This is a genomic window from Ornithinibacillus sp. FSL M8-0202, assembly GCF_037975285.1.
Taxonomy (GTDB): domain Bacteria; phylum Bacillota; class Bacilli; order Bacillales; family Amphibacillaceae; genus Ornithinibacillus; species Ornithinibacillus massiliensis.
On sequence record NZ_CP150248.1, the window covers coordinates 1,444,999 to 1,466,355 of the forward strand.

Here is a 21,357-nt window from a genome sequence, read left to right on the forward strand (position 1 = left end):
TTCACTCCTAAGCTGATCTTTATCTCGATAGTTTACTTTTGGCGATTAAGAAAGTAATAATGAATGGTACGATAATAACGATTGCCATTCCAATTCCAAATGAAAGCCAACCCTCCGGTAAGATAGATAATGGAGCAGGAATTCCACCTACACCAATTGAACTTGCCTGTACTCCACGGAAGGTGATAAAAGCACCGGCAATGGCAGTACCAATAATTGCGGCAATGAATGGATAACGATAACGTATATTAACACCAAACATTGCAGGCTCTGTTATTCCAAGCCATGCAGACACACCAGAAGTTCCCGCTAGGCCTCTTAGCTTTTCATCTTTTGCAGCAAGCATAATACCGAATACAGCCGCACCTTGAGCGATGTTAGATAATGCTAAAATAGGCCATAGGAATGTCGTTCCTGTGCTACCAATTAATTGTAAATCCACTGCTAGGAACGTATGATGCATTCCAGTAATAACTAATGGAGCATATAGGCCACCATATAATAATCCCCCAATAATTGGGAATGTATCAAATACGTGAACTAGACTGTCCGTAAGCCAAGAAGCAATTGTAAACGTAATAGGTCCAATAATGATAAATGCTAAGAATCCGGTAATTAATAAGGCTATAGGTGCCACCACTAATAACTGTAATGATTCCACTACGCGTTTTCTTAAAAACAGCTCAATTTTTGCTAATAACCAAGAAGCAATTAATACGGGTAATACTTGACCTTGGTAACCAACCTTTTCTACTTCCAATCCAAATAGGTTCCATGTAGGAATCGATCCTTCTGTTAATGCTGAACCATATCCCCATGCATTCATTAAATCAGGATGAACTAGGATTAACCCAAGTACCATACCTAACAATTCACTTCCACCGAATCGCTTCGCTGCAGACCAACCAATTAAAGCTGGTAAGAAGGTAAAGGCAGTATTTGCAATAATATTAATCATCTCTGCAATACCAGCCCATGATGGATACATCTCCACGACGGATTGTTCCGAAAATAGTGGGTTAACTAATATATTGTTAATCCCCATAAGCAAACCAGCTGTTACAATCGCTGGTAGAATGGGAATAAAAATATCTGCTAATGTTTTAATTGCACGTTGTAGCGGATTTTGCTTGCTACTTCCAAGTGCTTTTACATCATCCTTAGATGACGCTTTTATACCAGTATCTTTGACCATGGCAGCATACACGTTATCCACGGTACCTTGACCAATTACGACTTGAAACTGACCGTTTGCGGAGAATGATCCCTTTACAATATCAAGGTTCTCCAGAGCCGCAATATCCACTTTTGCTTCATCATGTAAGGCAAAGCGAAGTCTTGTTACACAATGTGTTGCACCGGCAATATTATCCACGCCACCAACTGCAGCTACAATATCTCCAGCTTCTTGACTATATTTCATCGATGAATTCGCTTTCTTTTTAGACGCTGTAGGTGAATCTATTACCTTTGTTCCCAATAGGACAGAATCTAATGCCACAACATCTTTCTCTTCCGTCTTCGTTACAGGGGCGAACTGTTCTCCATTGGTAATGATGATTGGTGTTATCGTGCTTTTTGCTTTTTTACGGATCAAATCCACATCAAAAGTAACCAATATGTCCCCTGCTTTAAGTTTGTCACCAGCTTTAACATGCGTCTCGAAGCCTTCTCCATTAAGCTCAACGGTTTCTAAGCCAATATGGATTAACACTTCTACTCCAAGGCTTGATACCATCCCAATTGCATGTTTTGTCGGAAAAACTTGGATTACTTCTCCATCAAAAGGTGCAACTGCTTTTCCTTCAGTTGGTTCAATGGCAATTCCGTCACCCATCATCTTTTCTGCAAAAGTAGGATCTGGAACTTGTTCTAATGGAACAATTTTCCCACTTATAGGTGCATATATCAATTGCTCTTCTCTATTTGCCATAGGAATGAATCCCCTTTCATTTTTAACTTGTATATACATGTTGACCTTAATATCCACAGTATACTTGTATATACAAGTTTTGTAAATGTTTTCATTTTATTTTTTTATCTTTTCCTTAAAGATTATTGGTATTACCATTAATGATGAGGAACGCTATTCCGATTGCTTCTAATTAAAAAAGAGCTCCTTATTCAGAAGGAAGCTCTTTCAACATATCTCGTGGTATAAATAAAAGTTTGTCATCATCTTCGGCAGGGGTACCACGTCCATCTGTATTATTCTTAATAGCATAGAACCCTTTATCCGTAGCTAAAACATCTCGTACTCTGCCTACATCTGAAAAAACAAGCTTAACCTGCTTTGTATTTGGGTCAAATTGCCGTATTCCTTCCCCACGTAATGACGCAAAATAAAATAATTCATCCAGGTAGCTCATACCCGAAGGAGCCCATGTATCTTCTCCTGAATGTACAATTGGGGTCTCCATCCCTTCGCTTGTTTCATCTCCCTCAATCACTGGCCAACCATAATTATGTCCTTTTTCAATTTGATTAATCTCATCGAGGGCAGTTTGACCATGTTCCGTTGCAAACAAGTTGCCATCCGAATCCCAAGCTAACCCTTGAGGATTTCGATGACCATAAGAATAGATATAGCTATTCGGAAATGGATTATCCGATGGTACAGAGCCATCCAAATTCATGCGCAGAATTTTTCCTGCTAAGCTTGCTACATCCAGTGCTAACTCTGGAATAGACGCATCTCCCGTTGTAATATATAGTTTATCATCGGGACCTATCTGGATACGACCGCCTTGATGATACTGTCCTCCAGGAATTTGATCGAGCAATACTTTCCTTTCTTCCCACTGATCCTTTGTTCGCTTTATTTCTACGACGCGTTGATAATACACTTCGTCATCAGCGTACGAATAATAGGCATAAGCTCTATCCCCATTTTCACTAGGAATAGCTATGCCTAACAGACCTGCTTCCGGCTGGTTCGATAGCGTTTTTTCTAATGCTACAGGTATTCGCCTCATGTCTCCATCTGCGATTTCCACAATAAAACCATTACGCTCACTGATGAAAAACTGATTGTTTTGCATTTCGATTTCCCACGGCTCTTGTAAGTTGGTCATAACTACTTCATACGTCAGATTATTTTCCGTTGGTTTGGTTTGTTGGACCGAATCATTTGGATTAGAACAGCCTATTAAGATACATAACATAATCAGTGATAGAAATATACGAATGGTCAACCACTCCTCCAATAGTATTTTATTCCATTGTAAAGGAGTTATCTTGATTTTATAAGTATAATCCACCTACCTAATGAAAAAAGAGGATATCAATGGTAGTTCCCCACTGATATCCTCTAATTAAACATTAAACTTGCTTCTCACGCTTTGCCGCTTTTTCACGTTCATTTTTATTTAATATTTTCTTACGTAAACGGATGGATTCTGGTGTTACTTCACAGTACTCATCATCGTTCAAGTATTCAATCGCTTCTTCCAGTGACATCGTTCTCGTTTTACGAATGGTTGATGTCTGGTCTTTCGTAGCGGAACGAACGTTAGTTAGATGCTTCTCTTTCGTAATATTAACAGTTAGATCATTTTCGCGGTTATGCTCCCCAACAATCATACCAGCATAAACCTCTGTACCAGGTTCAACAAAAATGATTCCGCGGTCTTCAAGGTTCATAATTCCATAAGTAGATGCTTTACCATTCTCTAAAGCAACAAGTACTCCCTGGCGTCTTCCTCCAACTTGACCTTTAATAACCGGCTCATAAGCCTCAAATGTATGGTTTAGAATACCATATCCACGAGTTTGAGACATAAATTCTGTAGAATATCCAATTAATCCACGTGAAGGAACCTTGAATTCTAGGCGAACCTGACCATTACCATGGTTGACCATATCGAGCATTTCACCTTTACGTGCACCTAAGGATTCCATTATTGCACCTGTATGCTCTTCTGGAACATCCACTTGTACTCGTTCAACTGGCTCACAAAGCACACCATCAATTTCTTTAAGAATAACCTTTGGTTTTGATAATTGTAGCTCATAACCTTCACGGCGCAAATTCTCAATTAAAATGGACAGGTGCAATTCACCACGACCAGAAACAATCCATGCATCTGGAGATTCTGTAGGGTCTACACGTAAGCTTACATCAGTCTCAAGCTGTTTCATTAGACGTTCTTCAATTTTACGAGAAGTAATGTACTTCCCTTCACGACCAGCAAATGGACTATTATTTGTAACAAACGTCATCTGTAAAGTCGGCTCGTCAATGTGTAATACAGGTAGTGGATCTGGATGATCCTGTGGACAAATCGTTTCACCGACATTTAAGTCCTCAAGTCCTGAGATTGCGACAATATCCCCAGCAATTGCTTCTTCAATTTCCATCCTTTTCAGACCAAAGAAACCAAACAACTTGCTTATACGGAAGTTCTTCTGTGTGCCGTCCTTCTTAATAACAACAACCTGTTGTCCTACCTTAATCGTTCCACGTACAACACGTCCAACCCCAATACGTCCAACATAGTCATTGTAATCAAGCAATGTCACTTGGAACTGTAATGGCTCATCACGGTTATCCTGTGGTGCAGGAATATGTTCAATAATCGTTTGGAATATTGGATCCATTGTTTCTTGTTGACCATCTGGCTCGTAGCCTGAAGTACCATTAAGTGCAGATGCATATACAACCGGGAACTCTAATTGCTCATCATCCGCTCCTAATTCAATAAATAAATCTAATACTTCATCAACTACTTCTTCTGGTCTTGCATTAGGTCGGTCAATTTTGTTTAACACGACAATTGGTGTTAATTTTTGCTCAAGTGCCTTTTTTAACACGAATCGTGTTTGCGGCATAGTTCCTTCGTAAGCATCTACTACTAGAGCTACACCATCAACCATTTTCAGGATACGCTCTACCTCTCCACCGAAGTCTGCGTGTCCTGGTGTATCTAAGATGTTAATTCTTTTATCGTTATAGCTAATTGCTGTATTTTTCGCCAAAATCGTAATTCCACGTTCACGCTCAATATCATTGGAATCCATTGCACGTTCGTCTACTTGCTCGTTTTCACGAAAAGTACCAGAGTACTTCAGTAATTGGTCTACTAATGTTGTTTTACCATGGTCAACGTGCGCAATAATTGCGATATTACGAATATCTTCTCTTAATTGCATAAAAAGTACGCTCCTCTTGTATCCGACTGAATCAAACTAGATTATTATATCATATATCGTGAATACTGTCTTTTTATTTTTATCGAGTGCTTGGGTTCATGTGCTCCGGGGGTGGGTGCATCTTTCTCGGGTTTGGGCTGATGTGCTCCCGGGGTGGGATCATCTTTCTCGCGCTCGGGCTCATGTGCTCCCGGGGGTGGGTGCACTTTCTCGGGTTTGGGCTGATGTGCTCCCGGGGTGGGATCATCTTTCTCGCGCTCGGGCTCATGTGCTCTGGGTTTGGGCTCATCTTTCTCACGCTCGGGCTCATTTATCCCGGGGGTGAGCTCATCTCCCTCGCGCTCGGGCTCATGTGCTACCGGGGTGGGACCATCTTTCTCGCGTTCGGGCTCATTTACCCCAACGTTGGGCTCATCTCTCTCGCGCTTGGGCTCATCTCTCTCGCGCTTGGGCTCATTTACCCCAAGTTCGGGCCCATCTTTCTCGCGTTCGGGCTCATGTGCTCCAACGTTGGGCTCATCTTCCTCACACTCGGGCTCATTTACCCCAACGTTGGGCTCATCTCTCTCACACTCGGGCTCATTTACCCCAAGTTCGGGCTCATCTCTCTCACACTCGGGCTCATGTGCTCCCAGGTTGGGCTCATCTCTCTCACACTCGGGCTCATTTACCCCAAGTTCGGGCTCATCTCCCTCACACTCGGGCTCATTTACCCCAACGTTAAGCCCATCTTAAATTCATCCATCATGACGACAGTTAACAATGTCAATCCCTTGTAAAACTTAATGTAAATTTAGCCCCGCCTAGATTGGACCTACTAGCTTCAATTTTTCCATTGGATTGTTCAATTATAGCCCTTGCAATGGCAAGACCTAATCCCGTCTCTCCATTCTTACCTTTAACAAAACGGTGGAAAATATGTGGCATTAATTCGTCAGAAATCCCCTCCCCATCATCTTCAATTATGATTTGCACTTGTCCATTACTCTCTTGTGCTGTAATAAGCAGCTGACGTTGTCCATGGCGAACACCATTAAAGGTCAGATTTAACAAAGCACGTAAAATTCTTTCTTCATCTCCTATTAGATAAAGCTGCTCCTCTACCTGCTGCTGAAGTGTGACACCCTTTTCGGTTGCAATAGGTAAGGCCCGTTCCATGACTTTATTGATTAAATCTGTTAATGCTATTTTTTCTTGATGATAGGAAATCTCTTCACTCTCCAGCTTCGCAAGTAATATCATTTCATTAATAATCTTCTTCAGTCGATTTACCTCCGAAACGATAACCTCAAGACCTTTTTCCTCTTCCTCTGCTTCAAAAATCTTTTCCTTTATCCCTTCCGCATAGCCTTGAATAGTCATTAGTGGGGTTTTTAATTCATGACTAGCATTTTGGAAAAACGTTCGTTGTGTACTGATATAGCGCTGTAACTCATTTGCCATATCATAAACACTCTGTGCAACCTCTTTTACTTCCCCTGATGCCTGAATCGGTTCTACCTCATCAAAATTCCTATTCTCAATTTTCTTCAATTGATATTTAAGCCTAGTTAGCGGTGTTACTAATTTTCTAGTTAAAAAGTAACTGAGACCAATTGCAACAAGCGCTCCAATAAGGAAAACAATTAACATCCGTACAATAAAATCCTGTTGCACAATTTGTAGATCCTGTAATGGCGTAAGTAAAATCAATTCTAACCCAAGACTTTGTGGCACAATTAGAATACGAGAGGTCACATATTTCTCATTACCGTATTCCCATAGCTCTTCATTAGGATTGCTGAAATCATTATTCATAAATAATCCTGTAACAACAGAAGTCGGTAGGGTAGAGAAATGTACCGTATTTTGCCCGCGATCATACAAGAATAATTGTAAATCCTGTTCTTGTAAAAATTCATTGAAGCCTCTTAAATTCTCCCTTGATATGAATGCTTCATCTAATACACTTACAATAATCTCACCTTTTTGCTCTAGCTGTCTTTGTTCATCTTGAATTAATAAATTTAGTATTAATGAATACACAACGTAAAACGTAACAGCCATAATGATAAGTAGTAACGCTGTAAATGCCGCATTTAATTGATATTGAAGCTTCATCGCTATTCCTCTTTATCCCTGAGTCGGTATCCAAAACCCCATACCGTCTCTAGTGGTAGCTCTTGTAGTTTTTTTCGAATCCGTTTGACTAAATCATCCACTGCTCGATCACTACCAAAATAATCATCCCCCCAAACCCGTGTTAAAAGCTCCTCTCGAGAAAAGGCTCGATTGACATTTTGGGCAAATAAAAGCAGCATATCAAATTCTTTTGTTGTGACATCTTTTTCTTCTTCATCCCAAAAGACTCGTCTGTTATTCTTATCAATAACTAAACGATCGACAATAACCTGATTACCTTCATGTTGCTCCTGTTTTTCCTCTGGACGATATCGCCTAAAAATTCGTTTAATACGTGCCATAAGCTCTCTCGGACTAAATGGCTTGGTTAAGTAATCGTCGCCACCTAATTCTAGACCGAGAATTTTATCAATTTCTTCATCCTTCGCAGACACAATAATGATTGGGACTTCACTATCATTTCGGATTTTCCGGCAAAACTCGTAGCCATCCATACCTGGTAGCATAATATCAACAATCCACATATCAGGAGGGTTTGCTTCCCATAGTTCCATCCCTTTTTCTGCCGTATCCATTACCGTCACTTCATATCCCTCTTTTTTAAGGAAGGCGGAGACGATTGCCTGAATATTCGGGTCGTCTTCAATCACTGCAATATGATAATTCATACTCATCACCACACTATTTTCTTATAGAGTTCACATCTAAAATTTTAAACCCTTTTACCATTAAATAAAAGAAACACAATATAAATTTTGCATATTTCCACATTTATTCCACAATTATACCTAAGCTGTGCCGAGCCTTAAGGGTATGCTATAGCTATAGATTAAGAAAGGGTGAATGTTTTATGGAGAACAATGAACAACATAATCCACAAAATGAGCAAGAACATTCATTAAATCATGATAATACATCTTACCAAGCAGAACAGCTTGATGATCCAGGGTTAACCAAGCCACATACCACACCAAAGGAAAAAAAGGAGAAAAAAGAAAACTCGAAAGGTCCCTCTAACATGAAGGCATTCTTTTTTGGTTTAGTGGGAGGTTTAATCCCAGTTGCCATTTTATTAGCACTTCTCCTCACGAATGTCATAGCATTTGAAAATACAAGTAAGGCTGATGGTGCACAAGGCAGCAATCATCATTCTGGGCAAAACGTCATCACTACTATGGCCTCAGAGGATGCTGACAGTTCTACAAACATTGCAGAAGTTTCGGAAGCAGTGGTAGGGGTAAGTAATTTACAACGTCAAAGCATTTGGACAAACAGTGAAGAAGCAGGAACCGGCTCTGGTATCATTTATAAAAAGGAAAATGGAAAAGCATATGTCGTTACGAATCATCACGTCGTAAATGGTGCCGAGCAGGTCGAGGTCGTATTAGCTAACGATGAGCGTATCCCAGCAAAAGTCCTCGGAACAGATGAATTAACTGATTTGGCAGTACTTGAGATTGACGGGGAAAAAGTAAACCGCGTTGCTACATTAGGAACAACGGAAGATAAACAAGTTGGAGAAACCGTATTTGCTATCGGTAATCCATTAGGTATGGAATTTGCCAATTCATTAACAAAAGGGATTATTAGTGGATTAAATCGATCTGTGTCAGTCGACACAACTGGTGATCAGGTAGCCGATTGGGTCACAGAGGTTATTCAAACAGATGCAGCAATCAATCCTGGTAATAGTGGTGGGGCATTAGTTGATTCTATTGGAGAAGTAATTGGTATTAACTCTATGAAAATCGCCAGCACCCAAGTTGAGGGAATTGGTTTTGCAATTCCTATTGACACTGCCCTACCTATCATGGAACAGCTAGAAACCAATGGAAAAGTGCAACGTCCATTTATTGGTATTAGTATGGCTACATTAAACCAAGTTCCGATGCAATATCGCCATAACGTCATTCTTCCAGATGGCGTTGATCATGGTATGGTCGTAGCCAGTGTAGAACCAGGCTCACCTGCCGAAAAAGCCGGATTACAGCAATTTGATGTCATTACGAAGATTGATGATCACGAAACACCAACAGCGCTGGAACTTAGAAAATATATGTATTCAGAGACCAAAGTCGGTGATACGGTTAAACTGGAAATATATCGAAATGGCGAAAAACAAGTCATTGACCTTGAGCTAATGGATAAAAATGAATAAACCAGTGTAAAAGAAGGGTACCTCTCCCTTCTTTTTATTTATTTTTGTCCTTTCCTGCCGAATTTGTTTATAGTATCATTTAATTATTATTCAATAAATGGAGTGTGGAGTTATGAAATGTGAACATTGTGGCCATGAATCAGGGACAGGAGCGTTATGTGTGCAGTGTGGATCACCACTAGAAAAAAACGAAGACTATAATGACCGATTAACAGAAGAATCCCCTGAGGAAAAGGTCGATTCAACAAACAAAGAAGAAGAGACTATCCCTTCCCAAGCTACCGGTACCGATCATGCTCAGGAAAAAGAGACAAACGAAACAACAGAAGCCAAAAACGATTTTGCCGATCAATTAGCTTCCATCTTTACTAACTTCGGTTACTTCTTTATGACGTTAGTGAAAAAGCCTAGTATGGCCAGGAAAGCGAATCATAAGGATAAGTACTCAGCACTGATTACATTAGTAGCAATTGCTTTGTTTATTTCCTTAAGTACTTTCATCCCTATGGCTATGTACTCACGGAACAGCTTTTTCATGCCAGCACCATCGATGTTTTACGGATTTTTAGTGCCATTATTCTTATACATATTATTATTTGCAGGCTTTATCGCTATTACGTTTGCAGCAGCAAAACTTGTTAAAATAAATTTATCATTTCTAGATGTACTTGGTAAGTACGGGGCTTATATATTACCATTTGGCTTATTTTATATAGCTGGTAGTTTATTGCTGATTGTTCAAATGCCCGTCATTCCCGTCCTATTATTGGCTATTGGCGTAGTAGGGTCAATTTTTGTCGTTCCTGCACTTATATTGTGGGAAAAAGAGGGGGATGGTTTCGATAAGATCTATACGTTATTGGGACTATATGTATCAGAGCTGTTATTAATCGTACTATTTTCAAACTCACTATTTGGAAGTATCATGAGAGAACTGTTTTACTATTTATCGTAGATGAGAACAACAAGAAAAAGCACACAGCAACCTATGGATTGTTGTGTGCTTTCATTTATTCTTGTTCTAGCTGGTTTTCATATTTATTATGATTTGGGGTTACACCAATGAAATTACCATGTTGGTCTGCGGCTACAAAGTTCTCAATATCCTCTACATGGCCTACGTTTTCGTCATGATTCGGATACATCTCATCGTAATCCTCTTGATCACCATAGAAGTCTGCGGCGGTTTCTGAAGTTCCATAACGACTTACTTCCTGCCATGTATCCTCGGCGTCATAGCCGACCTGTTCCTCATCAGACACCTCATTTGGATTAATATTTGGACTAAACACTTCCTCTTCAACCGTTCGTTCACGATTAAATGTATCGTTTGTCGCATGATGTACACAACGATCTGTAGTAGGAATAGCTTGCAACCGCTCCAAAGGAATATCCGCACCGCACTCTCGACAAATACCATATGTTCCTTGTTCAATGGCATGTAGCGCTTCATTTATTTCCTCTAGTTCCTTTTCAACATGCTCATTGAGGGCTAAATCCTTTTGCCTTTCGAACAACTCTGTTCCATGGTCTGCAGGGTGATTATCGTAATTTGATAGCTCTCCCATTGATTCTTTAATAAATTCCCGAGACAACCCATAATGATCTTGAACATGGTCAATCAATTCATTTTGCCGAGCTAATAATGCATGCTTAAACTGACTCAATTGCTCACCTGAAATCATTTATTAGCCTCCTCTATAAAAACGGATTGACTTGAAAAAGGTTGCTAATAATACTATGTGTAAAAGGAACATAATGATTCTTTAATTTCGTTTTAGAACCATGTCAATATGTGGAATGCCATCCTCTAAATATTCTTTGGAAACTTGTTCAAACCCGAATGACCCATAGAATTTCTTTAAATACACTTGAGCCTGTATTTTGATTTCATTCTCATGCCATTGCTCATGGATATATCGAATTCCCTTTTCCATTATTTGACGAGCATAGCCATGTGACCTGAATTTTTTCACAACCAATACCCGACCGATTGCTGCATAGTTTTCATACTTTAATCCTTTAGGAATTAATCGTATGTAAGCTGCCAATTCTCTATCAACGGTTAAGTAGAAATGTAATGATTCTTGATCCTGGTTATCTAATTCAGGATATGGACAATCTTGCTCCACTACAAAAATATCTGTTCTAGCCTTTAATATTTCATATAATTCATCATTGGTTAACTCCTGAAATTTCTTGATATGCCAATCCACGCTTGTCCAACTCCTCAGAATGTTTTCACTTTTATAATCCTAATTTTCATTATATAGTAAAGCTTAGAGAGGAGTGTCATGTTATGCTTACAAATGATACAAAGATTGGATTTATTGGTACAGGTGTTATGGGGAAAAGTATGGTATTAAACCTTCTTTCAGCAGGCTATCCAGTAGCTGTTTATACAAGAACAAAGGAAAAAGCACAATCGTTATTGGAGCAAGGAGCAGCATGGAAAGACTCTGTTGCCCAATTAGCAGCAGAATCAGAAGTTATTATTTCCATTGTCGGTTACCCACAAGATGTGGAGCAAGTGTATTTTGGCGAAAATGGTATTATTGAAAATGCAAATGCCGGAAGTTATATCATTGATATGACGACCTCCAAGCCATCTTTAGCGAAGGAAATATATAGCAAGGCAGCTGAAAAAGGAATACATGCATTAGACGCACCAGTTTCAGGCGGAGATATTGGTGCTAAAAATGGTACATTAGCGATTATGGTTGGGGGAGACCAAGCCGCATATGATGCAGTCTACCCAATCCTTGAAGCGATGGGCAGTAATATCGTTCTTCAAGGTGAGGCTGGGGCAGGTCAGCATACGAAGTTAAGTAATCAAATCGCAATTGCGACAAATATGATTGGGGTTTGTGAGGCAATTGTCTATGCCAAAAAAGCCAAGCTTGACCCTGTACGCGTACTAGATACCATCACTACCGGAGCGGCCGGAAGCTTTTCCTTATCGAAGCTCGGTCCACGTATGATTGAAGGAGACTTTGCACCAGGCTTTTATGTAAAACACTTTATTAAAGATATGAAAATTGCCTTAGAATCTGCAGAGGAGATGGGTCTATCGACACCAGGCCTTGCGCTATCTCTCCAGTTATATGAGGAATTAGCAGAAAAGGGCGAAGAAGACAGCGGTACACAAGCATTAATTAAGTTATTCGATTCGTCTATTTAAACCTATCTATTTCACTTTGGACAACAAAAGCTAAGTCATCGTTCCCAAAAAGCTGCAGAACATTTAATACGGTCTCATTCGAAATATCTTCTGCTTCATTTTTGGGAACGGTTAATTCCATCGCTTCTTCTAAAGCATGATTTTTCATTTGACCTGGATATGCCATTTGGTATAGCTCAACAGGATCTAATTCATGGTTTATGCACCACTGTGCAAAAATTAAAATCATCATCTTTTCATCGTTTTGATATTTTTCTATAATTTGTTCTTCTAGTTGTTTCCTATCCAACTTATTCACCTACTTTTTTCGTAACAAAAAGACCCACATAAAGCTTATTGCTTGTTTGAGCGGAGTAGATAATCCTTCATAATGACGTTCCGTTACGCCTTCTTTGTATACGGCTAGTTCATCCTCCAATTCAAAGCCCATTTCTATTGCGAGCTTTTGAAATTCCCAAGGCATCATCGAATTACTAATCGTCTTTTCACCATACACTTTCCGAAAACTAGTCGCCCTTGGTCCTGCAGTTGGACCTAGGATTCCAACACAAAGAAGGCCTCCCTTACTTAACACCCTTTTTAATTCCTGTAGCGCAATAGCTGGTACTTCAACCCATTCTAATACATTAATACTTAAAATAGCATCTACCGATTCCCTTTCCACTGGTAGGTTCGATGCATCCGCGACGTGAAAAGGAATGGTAGTGCCACGCTTTTTAGCATAAGCAATCATCTCTTCGGAAATATCAACGCCAACAACATCATAGCCTAATGCATGCAGCTTATAGGTTCCATAGCCGTCCCCACAACCAACGTCTAATACCTTAGCTTGGCTATGAAGGTGACTAGTTAAGAATGGAATGATATCTTTTCTACTACCGCTATCCCACATGCTTTTGCTCCGACTATTCCAAAAGTCTGCCCGATCATTCCATTCTTGCTTTGACTTTACGGTCCAATTAAATGATTTCATCCCCTCACCTCACCTTAATAAATTATACTGATCGAGTAGGAGGAGGCGATTAACCTCCGACCTCTCACACCACCGTACGTACGGTTCCGTATACGGCGGTTCCATCTAAGTCCAACGTAACGTTTGATATCTACTAAATAGACTCTTTAGCCCTTGGCCTGACCAATATTGGTCGTCAAGGGCTTTATGCAAGATTGGGCTTTTAGCTATTCGCCAGTATCCCTTTCTTGTGTTAGCCCATTCCCACGCTTTTCCTTTCTTAATTCCGTATCGAATTAAGTTATGGTACCTTGTTTGGACTTTCTTCCATTCCTTCCAACGAATCATTCGTAACCTTCTTCTTATCCAGGCATCTAGTTTCTTGAATAAAGAAGGCGTTTCTGCCAGTTGGTAGTAGCCTAACCAACCTATTAGGAATCGATTTAGTTTCTCCATCCTTCTATCCATCGCCACCGATTTCCTTCTAGAAGTCAGTTCACGAACTCGCTGTTTAAAGCGTTTTACACTTTCTTTTGAAACCCGGATTTTCGGGGTTTCCTTCTGGATCACTAGTGTCGCAAAAATAATGTCGTAATTTTCAGTTTTATTATATCTTCTGTTTAGAGCCAAAAAAGTAAATACCGAATTAAAGGTGGCTCCATCCATTTGGAAATAATTTACAATTAGACCTGTGTGACAACGACAATTTGCTTATTAAGGGACGGATTTGCCTTCAATCTTTCGAAGCCAAATATGCGCTGGTTTCCATAATGCAGCCCTTAAATAACGGCTAATTTGTAGCGTTTTTCGCTTGCTTTTTGTTTCAATTTGCACAAGAACATGAAGGCAAAAAACAATAAGTGCGATAAATACTTGGTTTTGAATCGCCCATTCGCTCTGACCGTAAAACTTCTTAATGCTGAGATGTTGTTTGATCCATTTGAAGAACAATTCAATTGCCCAGCGTGATTTGTACATTTCTGAAATCTCTTCGGCACTTAAATCAAAACGATTTGTAATTAAATGGAGTTCATTTCCCTTTGAATCCAAGACCTTTATCAGGCGAAAATAATTTTCAGCACGGTTTTGTGTAGTACCAATTAAGACCATTTGGTCTGATAAAACAGGCATATTTTCGGGCAACTTAAAGTTGTAAACTTCCCGTATGACTGCGTTTTTCCGCAGCCTTGAAAGGAAAAAGTAGCCCTCGTCGGTCATGCGGTCAAAACGTTCGTAGTCTAAGTAACCACGGTCGAACACATACATGCATTCTTTGTCATCTACCATAATTTCAAGCTGGCCTCGGTCATGTTCTTTTGCAGTTGTCATTACGGCTTTTTCTGGGTAAGAAGTGCCTTTTTCCATAAATACAAGACGCAGATGCAGTTTCACTCCTGCCTTTGTTTTGCGGAATTTTGCCCATTTATGATTCGTCAAATTCAGTGGCAAAGTGCTAGAATCAATAATTTTTAATGGCATTACAAGTTTCGTATAATGCGTTTTGGCATGAATTTGTGATACTAAATCGAGAAACAGTCTTTGGAAAAGGTCGGGATTCAGCCCATTTAATCGTCGTGATAACTGAGAAATACTAATAGAATCAAGGTCGATAGCCCTTTGAAGCTTGTCATCGAAGAGGCAGTCACTTAGTGCATGAAGACTCTCGACTTCCTGTAGCTGTGCAAAAAGCAGTAACTTTAGGAACGACTCTGTCGTTAATTTTTTCGTATAGAAATCTAATTTCAATGTTTTCACCTGTTCTTCAAATAATTGAAAATTAATTGGTGAAAACCATTGTCCAAATGAAGTTTTTCGTGTAATCTTGTCCATGAGATTTGTCCTTTTTAGTGGATTTGGACGGGTTTACCACCTGACTTATCCATTATAAAGGACTTTTTCTTTGCGCAAAACAATAAAATTGAACATTTCGAGTATTTTTAATAATAAAATTAATTTAATGCAACGCTAGTGCTTCTGGATGGTAAAAGAAAATCCAAGGAATTTGCGTCTCCATGGGCGGTCTACCGCACTTTTGTCTCCATTTACTTTGAGTTTCAGTTTCTCTTCTATGAATTTAGTGATAGTATTCATGATTCGTAAACCCGCACGTTTGGAGCGAACATAGATATTACAGTCGTCTGCATAACGGACGAAGTGAAGTCCTCTTTTCTCCAGTTCTTTATCCAGTTCATCGAGGACAATATTGGAAAGTAGTGGACTTAGGGGGCCTCCTTGGGGAGTACCTTCTGTATTAGGACAAGCTAACCCATCTTCCATAATTCCTGCCTGTAAATATCTTCTGATTAATTTCAAGACCATTGGGTCTTGAATTCTTTTACTTAATGTTCGCATCAGTCTGTCATGATTTACTTTATCGAAGAATTTCTCTAAATCCATATCGATTACCCAACGGTAACCCTGCTTGATATAATTTCTAGCTTGTCTCACCGCATCATGTCCGCGCTTGTTTGGACGGAATCCATAACTGTATCGCGAAAATGTAGGGTCGTAAACTTCCGTTAGGACTTGTGCGATTGCTTGTTGGAGGAATCGGTCTGTCACGGTAGGGATACCTAACTTTCTCTTCCCACCGTTTGGTTTCGGGATTTCGACACGACGAACAGGTTGAGGGTAGTAGGTTCCCTTTTCGAGTTGTTCCCGAATGGTAGTCCACTGTTTCATGATATGTGCTCGTAGGTTTTGTACAGGCATATCATCCACACCATGACTTCCTTTGTTTCTTTCTACACGTTTTAGTGCTTGTATTAAGTTTTCCCGTGATAGTATTCTTTCCAACATGATATCGAACTCCTACGCGAATTGTCCGTCCTTCTTATGTGGCAACTACTTTCAGCCCTTCTAATGTCCCCCACGAGATTCATCGTTTCCTCCATTAGGAAGGTTCTTATGTTTCTGCGTCATCAAGTGTTGCGTATGCAAAGTGGCAATTCTCCTTAGATGATTCAGCCCTTCCCGAATACCCTAGGAGCATTCGGTACTATGGCTTCGGCTGACTTCTGATAGTTCAGCGAACATTCTCATGTTCGGTTACGGCAGGTGTACCGCATTTCTATCAGACCTCCCAGGGTAAGCACACATTCTTCCTCTCCATGTCCTCGCTCCATTTACTCTATGCTCCCTTTGGCAGTAAGGACTTCAACTTGTATAGCAGTCTCATCCAAGAACATCTAGCCTTATATGAAGTTTGTGTTCCTCGAGGCGGAGATTTGCCGCTGACTTCCTTCAGATTCTAGGTCACCCTAGACACCCTTGTCTTAAGCTAATCACTACTACTGCCTTCGTGATTCAGGACTTCAACCCTAGAGAATGTGTGCATGCCTGGCACACTATAAAAAGGCTTATCTCACTTGAGATAAGCCTTGTAGTTGTGTTTTTAATTAAAGTTTAACAACGTTAGCTGCTTGTGGTCCACGGTTACCTTCAACGATTTCAAATTCAACGTCTTGACCTTCTTCAAGAGTTTTGAAACCTTCAGATTGAATAGCTGAGAAGTGTACGAATACATCGTCACCGTCTTCGCGCTCGATGAAACCGAAACCTTTTTCTGCGTTAAACCATTTTACTTTACCAGTCATTTATATGACCTCCTTATCAAATAGCTTGCAAAGTACAATTGAACCCTAATACTTTTACACCTACTTCGGATAAAGAGATCGTAAAGTATTACTAATTTCAATTACCTTTTGCTACCTATACTTTACCCCTTTGAATGGAAAAAATCAAGTGAATGAGAATGTTTTACTTAAAAAAATTCAAAAAATTATTAGACAACTTGAATTTTATGCAAAATAAAAGCAGTTGAATAATAAACAAGTGGAAACGTAACAAAACAGATAAACGTACTACTGAATAAGCAGTTGAATTTTTGCTAAAAACTTGTTAAACTATACACTTGCAAGATTATAAAAAGTAAATAGCGACTACCAACATTTATATCTTGCAAATATGAATGATAGGTGGTAATGAAAATGGGAGATTATCGAGTTTTATTATACTACAAGTATGTAGACATCGAAGATCCGGAAACTTTTGCGAAAGATCATTTAGCCTTTTGTAAAGAAATCGGATTAAAAGGAAGAGTATTAGTTGCAAAAGAGGGAATTAACGGTACTGTATCTGGAACTGTGGAAAGCACAAACAAGTACATGGAAATGATGCACAATGACCCTCGCTTTGCTGATTTAACCTTTAAAGTAGACGAGCATGATGGTCATGCATTTAAGAAAATGCATGTTCGCCCACGTAAAGAATTAGTAACGCTTCGTCTAGATGAAGAAGAAAATCCTGATCCAAAAGAATTAACTGGTGAATTCCTAACACCAAAAGAGTGGCGTGAAGCAATGGAACGTGATGACGTTGTTATAGTGGATACTCGTAATGACTATGAATATGAATTAGGTCATTTCCGTGGTGCACTTAACCCTGATATCGATAACTTCCGTGAGCTACCAGAATGGGTACGTAAAAACAGACACCTTATTGAAGGTAAGAAGATTTTAATGTACTGCACAGGCGGAATTCGTTGTGAGAAATTCACTGGCTGGATGATTAAAGAAGGCTTTGAAGATGTTGCACAGCTTCATGGCGGGATTGTAACATATGGTAAAGACCCTGAAGTTCAAGGTGAGCTATGGGATGGGAAATGCTATGTGTTTGATGAACGTATTGCTGTAGACATTAACCGTAAAGAGCATGTTGTCGTTGGTAAGGATTACTTCGATGGGGAGCCATGTGAACGCTTTGTAAATTGTGCTAACCCTGAATGTAATAAACAAATTCTCTGCTCAGAAGAAAATGAGCATAAATATATGCGTGGTTGTACACATGAATGTCGTGTACACCCAAGAAATCTATATGTACAAGAGCATAACCTATCTCAAGAGGAAATTGATCGCAGACTAGCAATCATTGCCCAAGAAGAAAAGGTAGCTCAATAAGTAGTGAAAAGACGGCCAATGGTCGTCTTTTTTATTTTTATTAATGGCATCCATTTGCTATGATGAATTTAAGGAGGGGAATTATACAATGGGTATATATGAATTTTCCGCAGTCACATTGCAAGGTGCAACTAAAAATCTAAGTGATTATAAAGGTAAAGTTTTACTGATTGTCAATACCGCAAGTAAATGTGGATTTGCTCCTCAATTTGAAGGACTACAAAGACTATATGAAACCTATCAGAATAAAGGGTTGGAAATTCTCGGCTTTCCTTGTGACCAATTTGGTAATCAAGAGCCAGGATCAGGAGAGGAAATAGCAGAGGTTTGCAAAATGAACTATGGGGTTACATTCCAAATGTTTGAGAAAATCAATGTTAAGGGTCCAGATGCGCATCCATTGTTTAAACATTTAACAAGCGAGGCGAAGGGCTTTTTGTCAGAAGATATTAAATGGAATTTCACTAAATTCTTAATCGATCAAAATGGCAATGTCGCAAAACGCTTTGCCCCCCAAACAACACCAGATAAAATAGAGAAAGACATTGTTAAGTTATTAGGATAAGTTAACGCGGGTGAGTCTTGCTCATCCGCGTTTTTTTAAAGCACCTTCGATAAAAAGTCTTCTGCTCTTTTTGTCTTTGGCTTCGAAAAGAAATCCTTTGGCTTCCCTTCTTCTACTATCTGACCTTCATCCATAAAAAATATTCGATCCGCTACTTCTTTGGCAAAATTCATTTCATGTGTGACAACAACCATCGTCATCCCTGTTTGTGCAAGATCCTTCATAACGTCTAATACTTCCTTCACCATTTCTGGATCAAGCGCTGAAGTGGGTTCATCAAATAACATAATTTCCGGATCCATCGCTAAAGCTCTTGCAATAGCTACACGCTGCTTTTGCCCACCTGACAAACGATTTGGATAGGCATTTATTTTTTCAGTCAACCCAACCTTTGCAAGTAATTCCTCCGCAAGCTTTTCAGCTAGATCCTTTTTCATATGCTTTACTTTTATTGGAGCATACGTAACATTTTCTAGTACAGTCATATGAGGAAACAAATGAAAATGTTGAAATACCATGCCAATATTTTTTCTTATCGCTAATTTATTCACTTGAGGTTTGGTTATTTCCTTATCCTTTATCCAAATAAAGCCACCTGTTGGGTCCTCTAATAAATTGATGCAACGTAGGAAGGTTGACTTACCAGAACCAGAAGGGCCAATTATAGCAACAACCTCTCCTTGATCAATCATTGTAGTGATGTCTTTTAATACTAGGTTATCTCCAAATGATTTAGTAAGATCGATTGTCTTAATCACTTTGCCTCATCCTCCGTTCGACCCAACTACCGATATTAGTTAGGATAAATATCATGACCCAATAAATAAGACCAGCAACTAACAGTGGTTCAAAGTTACGATAAAGTTGCGCTCCGACAATCTCCGCTCGTCGCATTAAATCCATATAACCGATTGTAGAAACTAGTGCCGATTCCTTCGTTAACGTAATAAACTCATTCATTAATGCAGGTAATATATTTTTGGTTGCTTGTGGAAGGATAATATTTACCATCATTGGTCTAAACCCTACACCTAGCGCCTCCGCTGCCTCTACTTGTCCTTTATCAACAGCCATAATACCTGCCCGGATAATTTCTGATACATACGCAGCAGAATTAAGTCCAAATGCTAACACAGCACTTAAAAACACTGGTATATCATAGGCAAATAATTGTGGAACAGCATAATGAATGATCATTAATTGTAATATTAATGGTGTCCCACGAAAAATCGATGTATAACAATCCGCTGGCCATTTCAGCCATTTCTTTTTACTAATTTTAAACAAAGCTAATATTGTTCCTAGTATGAAACCAACGATAATGGATACACTAACAAACTTTAATGTTGCTCCAATTCCTTCTAAAATAAAAGGAATTGAAGGCACAATCTGGCTAAAGTCCAAATTCATGCCTTCACACCTCACTCTCTCGCTGTAAAATTACTTGTATTCAGATAACCATTTATCTTCTAACGCTGTTAGTGTTCCGTCTTCTTCAAACTGTTTTAAAATGGCATTGACCTCTTCTACCAGCTCACTCCCTTTTGGAAAAGCAATCGCCATCCCTGGAGAACTAGTGGTTGGGTCATCAAAGCCTGTAAAGCCTTGAGAGGTAATGTATCCTGTAGCAACGGTTTTATCCATATATGCCACATCAATACGATTAGAGTTCAATTCCTGAACTAAAATATTGGCACTATCTACTTTTTTCACTTCAAATCCGTATTCCTCCGCTAATTTTTCAGCACCCTCTTCTTGAATCGTCCCTAACTGTACACCTACTACTTTTCCTTCTAAGTTAGAAAGGTCTTCTATTTGCTGATCTGCTTTTGCTATAAACATTTCCCCAGAACGATGATACGGTTCAGAAAAATCAACGTTCTCCCGTCTCTCCTCTGTTGCACTCATGCCAGCAAGTACGATGTCCACACGTTTTGCTTGCAGGGAACCAATCAACCCATCAAAATCCATATCTTGAATCTTTAATTCATAGCCTAATTCATCGGCAATAGCCTGTGCTAATTCCACATCAAACCCAGTAAAGTTACCTTGTTCATCATAGGATTCAAATGGTGGAAAATCTGCAGATGTAGCCATTTTCAATACCTTTTGCTCCTCTTTATTAGCAGAGCTTGCTTCTCCTGCATTGCATGCGGCTAAGAAGGTAAGCAGTACTATTCCCATCAAAGTAACTATTATTTTTTTCATCATGTCATCTCTCCCTTTATAAACATTAATAATATTGATTAATTATGCATAAATCCGTATAAA

General features: G+C 39.4%; 21 protein-coding genes and 1 pseudogene. 6 read left to right on the top strand and 16 right to left on the bottom strand.

The features are described from left to right. Positions 1-19 precede the first annotated feature (19 nt). The 3 genes from treP to typA form a co-directional block, all read right to left on the bottom strand. On the bottom strand, positions 20-1,933 hold the full coding sequence (gene treP, locus MKY78_RS07500) for a PTS system trehalose-specific EIIBC component (protein WP_339217151.1): 1,914 nt from the start codon (positions 1,931-1,933) through the stop codon (positions 20-22). Between the two features lie 187 nt (positions 1,934-2,120). Next, positions 2,121-3,164: a PQQ-dependent sugar dehydrogenase gene (locus MKY78_RS07505; protein ID WP_339217152.1), complete on the bottom strand. Its 1,044-nt coding sequence runs from the start codon at positions 3,162-3,164 to the stop codon at positions 2,121-2,123. A 157-nt stretch (positions 3,165-3,321) separates the two neighbouring features. Continuing rightward, positions 3,322-5,151: a translational GTPase TypA gene (typA, locus tag MKY78_RS07510; protein ID WP_339217153.1), complete on the bottom strand. Its 1,830-nt coding sequence runs from the start codon at positions 5,149-5,151 to the stop codon at positions 3,322-3,324. A gap of 140 nt (positions 5,152-5,291) precedes the next feature. Here typA and MKY78_RS07515 point away from each other — a divergent pair, with 140 nt between their 5' ends. Continuing rightward, complete coding sequence (locus MKY78_RS07515) at positions 5,292-5,930, top strand: hypothetical protein (RefSeq protein WP_339217154.1); 639 nt, start codon at positions 5,292-5,294, stop codon at positions 5,928-5,930. Here MKY78_RS07515 and MKY78_RS07520 read toward each other — a convergent pair. Continuing rightward, complete coding sequence (locus MKY78_RS07520; protein WP_339217155.1) at positions 5,917-7,251, bottom strand: HAMP domain-containing sensor histidine kinase; 1,335 nt, start codon at positions 7,249-7,251, stop codon at positions 5,917-5,919. The genes MKY78_RS07515 and MKY78_RS07520 overlap by 14 nt on opposite strands. 2 nt (positions 7,252-7,253) lie before the next feature. After that, positions 7,254-7,940, bottom strand: a complete 687-nt coding sequence (locus MKY78_RS07525) for a response regulator transcription factor (protein WP_339217156.1) — start codon at positions 7,938-7,940, stop codon at positions 7,254-7,256. 182 nt (positions 7,941-8,122) lie between these two features. On the opposite strand from MKY78_RS07525, the gene MKY78_RS07530 reads away from it, so the two are divergent. Both MKY78_RS07530 and MKY78_RS07535 read left to right on the top strand, forming a co-directional pair. Next, positions 8,123-9,430 (top strand): trypsin-like peptidase domain-containing protein, encoded by a 1,308-nt coding sequence (locus MKY78_RS07530; protein WP_339217157.1) that lies wholly within the window; start codon positions 8,123-8,125, stop codon positions 9,428-9,430. A gap of 112 nt (positions 9,431-9,542) precedes the next feature. Beyond that, positions 9,543-10,385, top strand: a complete 843-nt coding sequence (locus MKY78_RS07535; RefSeq protein ID WP_339217158.1) for a hypothetical protein — start codon at positions 9,543-9,545, stop codon at positions 10,383-10,385. A gap of 55 nt (positions 10,386-10,440) precedes the next feature. On the opposite strand, the gene MKY78_RS07540 is transcribed toward MKY78_RS07535, so the two are convergent. Both MKY78_RS07540 and MKY78_RS07545 read right to left on the bottom strand, forming a co-directional pair. Beyond that, positions 10,441-11,115: a TraR/DksA C4-type zinc finger protein gene (locus MKY78_RS07540; protein ID WP_339217159.1), complete on the bottom strand. Its 675-nt coding sequence runs from the start codon at positions 11,113-11,115 to the stop codon at positions 10,441-10,443. An 81-nt stretch (positions 11,116-11,196) separates the two neighbouring features. Further along, positions 11,197-11,646 (bottom strand): GNAT family N-acetyltransferase, encoded by a 450-nt coding sequence (locus MKY78_RS07545; protein ID WP_339217160.1) that lies wholly within the window; start codon positions 11,644-11,646, stop codon positions 11,197-11,199. An 83-nt stretch (positions 11,647-11,729) separates the two neighbouring features. Here MKY78_RS07545 and MKY78_RS07550 point away from each other — a divergent pair, with 83 nt between their 5' ends. After that, positions 11,730-12,611 carry an NAD(P)-dependent oxidoreductase gene (locus tag MKY78_RS07550; protein WP_339217161.1) on the top strand — a complete coding sequence of 294 codons (882 nt, stop codon included), beginning with the start codon at positions 11,730-11,732 and terminating at the stop codon, positions 12,609-12,611. On the opposite strand, the gene MKY78_RS07555 is transcribed toward MKY78_RS07550, so the two are convergent. From MKY78_RS07555 to cspD, 6 genes and pseudogenes are all read right to left on the bottom strand, one after another. Continuing rightward, positions 12,604-12,900 carry a hypothetical protein gene (locus MKY78_RS07555; protein ID WP_339217162.1) on the bottom strand — a complete coding sequence of 99 codons (297 nt, stop codon included), beginning with the start codon at positions 12,898-12,900 and terminating at the stop codon, positions 12,604-12,606. The two genes, MKY78_RS07550 and MKY78_RS07555, sit on opposite strands and share 8 nt — an antisense overlap. Before the next feature lie 9 nt (positions 12,901-12,909). Next, the gene (locus MKY78_RS07560; RefSeq protein ID WP_339217163.1) at positions 12,910-13,584 is read right to left on the bottom strand and encodes a class I SAM-dependent methyltransferase; all 675 of its coding nucleotides are present in this window, start codon (positions 13,582-13,584) and stop codon (positions 12,910-12,912) included. 105 nt (positions 13,585-13,689) lie between these two features. Further along, on the bottom strand, positions 13,690-14,193 hold the full coding sequence (locus tag MKY78_RS07565; protein WP_339217164.1) for a group II intron maturase-specific domain-containing protein: 504 nt from the start codon (positions 14,191-14,193) through the stop codon (positions 13,690-13,692). An 84-nt stretch (positions 14,194-14,277) separates the two neighbouring features. Continuing rightward, on the bottom strand, positions 14,278-15,393 hold the full coding sequence (locus tag MKY78_RS07570) for an IS4 family transposase (RefSeq protein WP_339213018.1): 1,116 nt from the start codon (positions 15,391-15,393) through the stop codon (positions 14,278-14,280). A gap of 150 nt (positions 15,394-15,543) precedes the next feature. After that, positions 15,544-16,365 (bottom strand): annotated as a pseudogene (ltrA, locus tag MKY78_RS07575) (group II intron reverse transcriptase/maturase); the annotation flags it as partial. A gap of 596 nt (positions 16,366-16,961) precedes the next feature. Then, the gene (gene cspD, locus MKY78_RS07580) at positions 16,962-17,159 is read right to left on the bottom strand and encodes a cold-shock protein CspD (RefSeq protein WP_186869647.1); all 198 of its coding nucleotides are present in this window, start codon (positions 17,157-17,159) and stop codon (positions 16,962-16,964) included. A 393-nt stretch (positions 17,160-17,552) separates the two neighbouring features. Between cspD and MKY78_RS07585 the strand changes: the two genes are divergently transcribed. Continuing rightward, positions 17,553-18,521, top strand: coding sequence for a rhodanese-related sulfurtransferase (locus MKY78_RS07585; RefSeq protein WP_339217165.1), 969 nt, complete (start codon positions 17,553-17,555; stop codon positions 18,519-18,521). Between the two features lie 88 nt (positions 18,522-18,609). Continuing rightward, positions 18,610-19,086: a glutathione peroxidase gene (locus MKY78_RS07590; protein ID WP_339217166.1), complete on the top strand. Its 477-nt coding sequence runs from the start codon at positions 18,610-18,612 to the stop codon at positions 19,084-19,086. Positions 19,087-19,121: 35 nt separating this feature from the next. Here the strand turns inward: MKY78_RS07590 and MKY78_RS07595 are convergent, their stop codons facing one another. Genes MKY78_RS07595 through MKY78_RS07605 form a run of 3 tightly spaced genes read right to left on the bottom strand, consistent with a single transcriptional unit; the run spans position 19,122 to position 21,294 of the window. Continuing rightward, positions 19,122-19,844, bottom strand: coding sequence for an amino acid ABC transporter ATP-binding protein (locus MKY78_RS07595; protein WP_339217167.1), 723 nt, complete (start codon positions 19,842-19,844; stop codon positions 19,122-19,124). Continuing rightward, positions 19,837-20,496, bottom strand: a complete 660-nt coding sequence (locus MKY78_RS07600; RefSeq protein WP_186869643.1) for an amino acid ABC transporter permease — start codon at positions 20,494-20,496, stop codon at positions 19,837-19,839. The genes MKY78_RS07595 and MKY78_RS07600 overlap by 8 nt, the downstream gene beginning before the upstream one ends. 30 nt (positions 20,497-20,526) lie before the next feature. Next, positions 20,527-21,294 carry an ABC transporter substrate-binding protein gene (locus MKY78_RS07605; protein ID WP_339217168.1) on the bottom strand — a complete coding sequence of 256 codons (768 nt, stop codon included), beginning with the start codon at positions 21,292-21,294 and terminating at the stop codon, positions 20,527-20,529. Positions 21,295-21,357 lie beyond the last annotated feature (63 nt).

Coding starts and splice junctions, on each gene's coding strand:
- MKY78_RS07585 (WP_339217165.1), top strand. CDS start 17,553: ATGGGAGATTATCGAGTTTTATTATACTACAAGTATGTAGACATCGAA.
- MKY78_RS07540 (WP_339217159.1), bottom strand. CDS start 11,115: ATGATTTCAGGTGAGCAATTGAGTCAGTTTAAGCATGCATTATTAGCT.
- MKY78_RS07520 (WP_339217155.1), bottom strand. CDS start 7,251: ATGAAGCTTCAATATCAATTAAATGCGGCATTTACAGCGTTACTACTT.
- MKY78_RS07570 (WP_339213018.1), bottom strand. CDS start 15,393: ATGGACAAGATTACACGAAAAACTTCATTTGGACAATGGTTTTCACCA.
- MKY78_RS07550 (WP_339217161.1), top strand. CDS start 11,730: ATGCTTACAAATGATACAAAGATTGGATTTATTGGTACAGGTGTTATG.
- MKY78_RS07525 (WP_339217156.1), bottom strand. CDS start 7,940: ATGAATTATCATATTGCAGTGATTGAAGACGACCCGAATATTCAGGCA.
- treP (WP_339217151.1), bottom strand. CDS start 1,933: ATGGCAAATAGAGAAGAGCAATTGATATATGCACCTATAAGTGGGAAA.
- cspD (WP_186869647.1), bottom strand. CDS start 17,159: ATGACTGGTAAAGTAAAATGGTTTAACGCAGAAAAAGGTTTCGGTTTC.
- MKY78_RS07590 (WP_339217166.1), top strand. CDS start 18,610: ATGGGTATATATGAATTTTCCGCAGTCACATTGCAAGGTGCAACTAAA.
- MKY78_RS07605 (WP_339217168.1), bottom strand. CDS start 21,294: ATGAAAAAAATAATAGTTACTTTGATGGGAATAGTACTGCTTACCTTC.
- MKY78_RS07530 (WP_339217157.1), top strand. CDS start 8,123: ATGGAGAACAATGAACAACATAATCCACAAAATGAGCAAGAACATTCA.
- typA (WP_339217153.1), bottom strand. CDS start 5,151: ATGCAATTAAGAGAAGATATTCGTAATATCGCAATTATTGCGCACGTT.
- MKY78_RS07560 (WP_339217163.1), bottom strand. CDS start 13,584: ATGAAATCATTTAATTGGACCGTAAAGTCAAAGCAAGAATGGAATGAT.
- MKY78_RS07505 (WP_339217152.1), bottom strand. CDS start 3,164: ATGTTATGTATCTTAATAGGCTGTTCTAATCCAAATGATTCGGTCCAA.
- MKY78_RS07515 (WP_339217154.1), top strand. CDS start 5,292: ATGTGCTCCCGGGGTGGGATCATCTTTCTCGCGCTCGGGCTCATGTGC.
- MKY78_RS07535 (WP_339217158.1), top strand. CDS start 9,543: ATGAAATGTGAACATTGTGGCCATGAATCAGGGACAGGAGCGTTATGT.
- MKY78_RS07600 (WP_186869643.1), bottom strand. CDS start 20,496: ATGAATTTGGACTTTAGCCAGATTGTGCCTTCAATTCCTTTTATTTTA.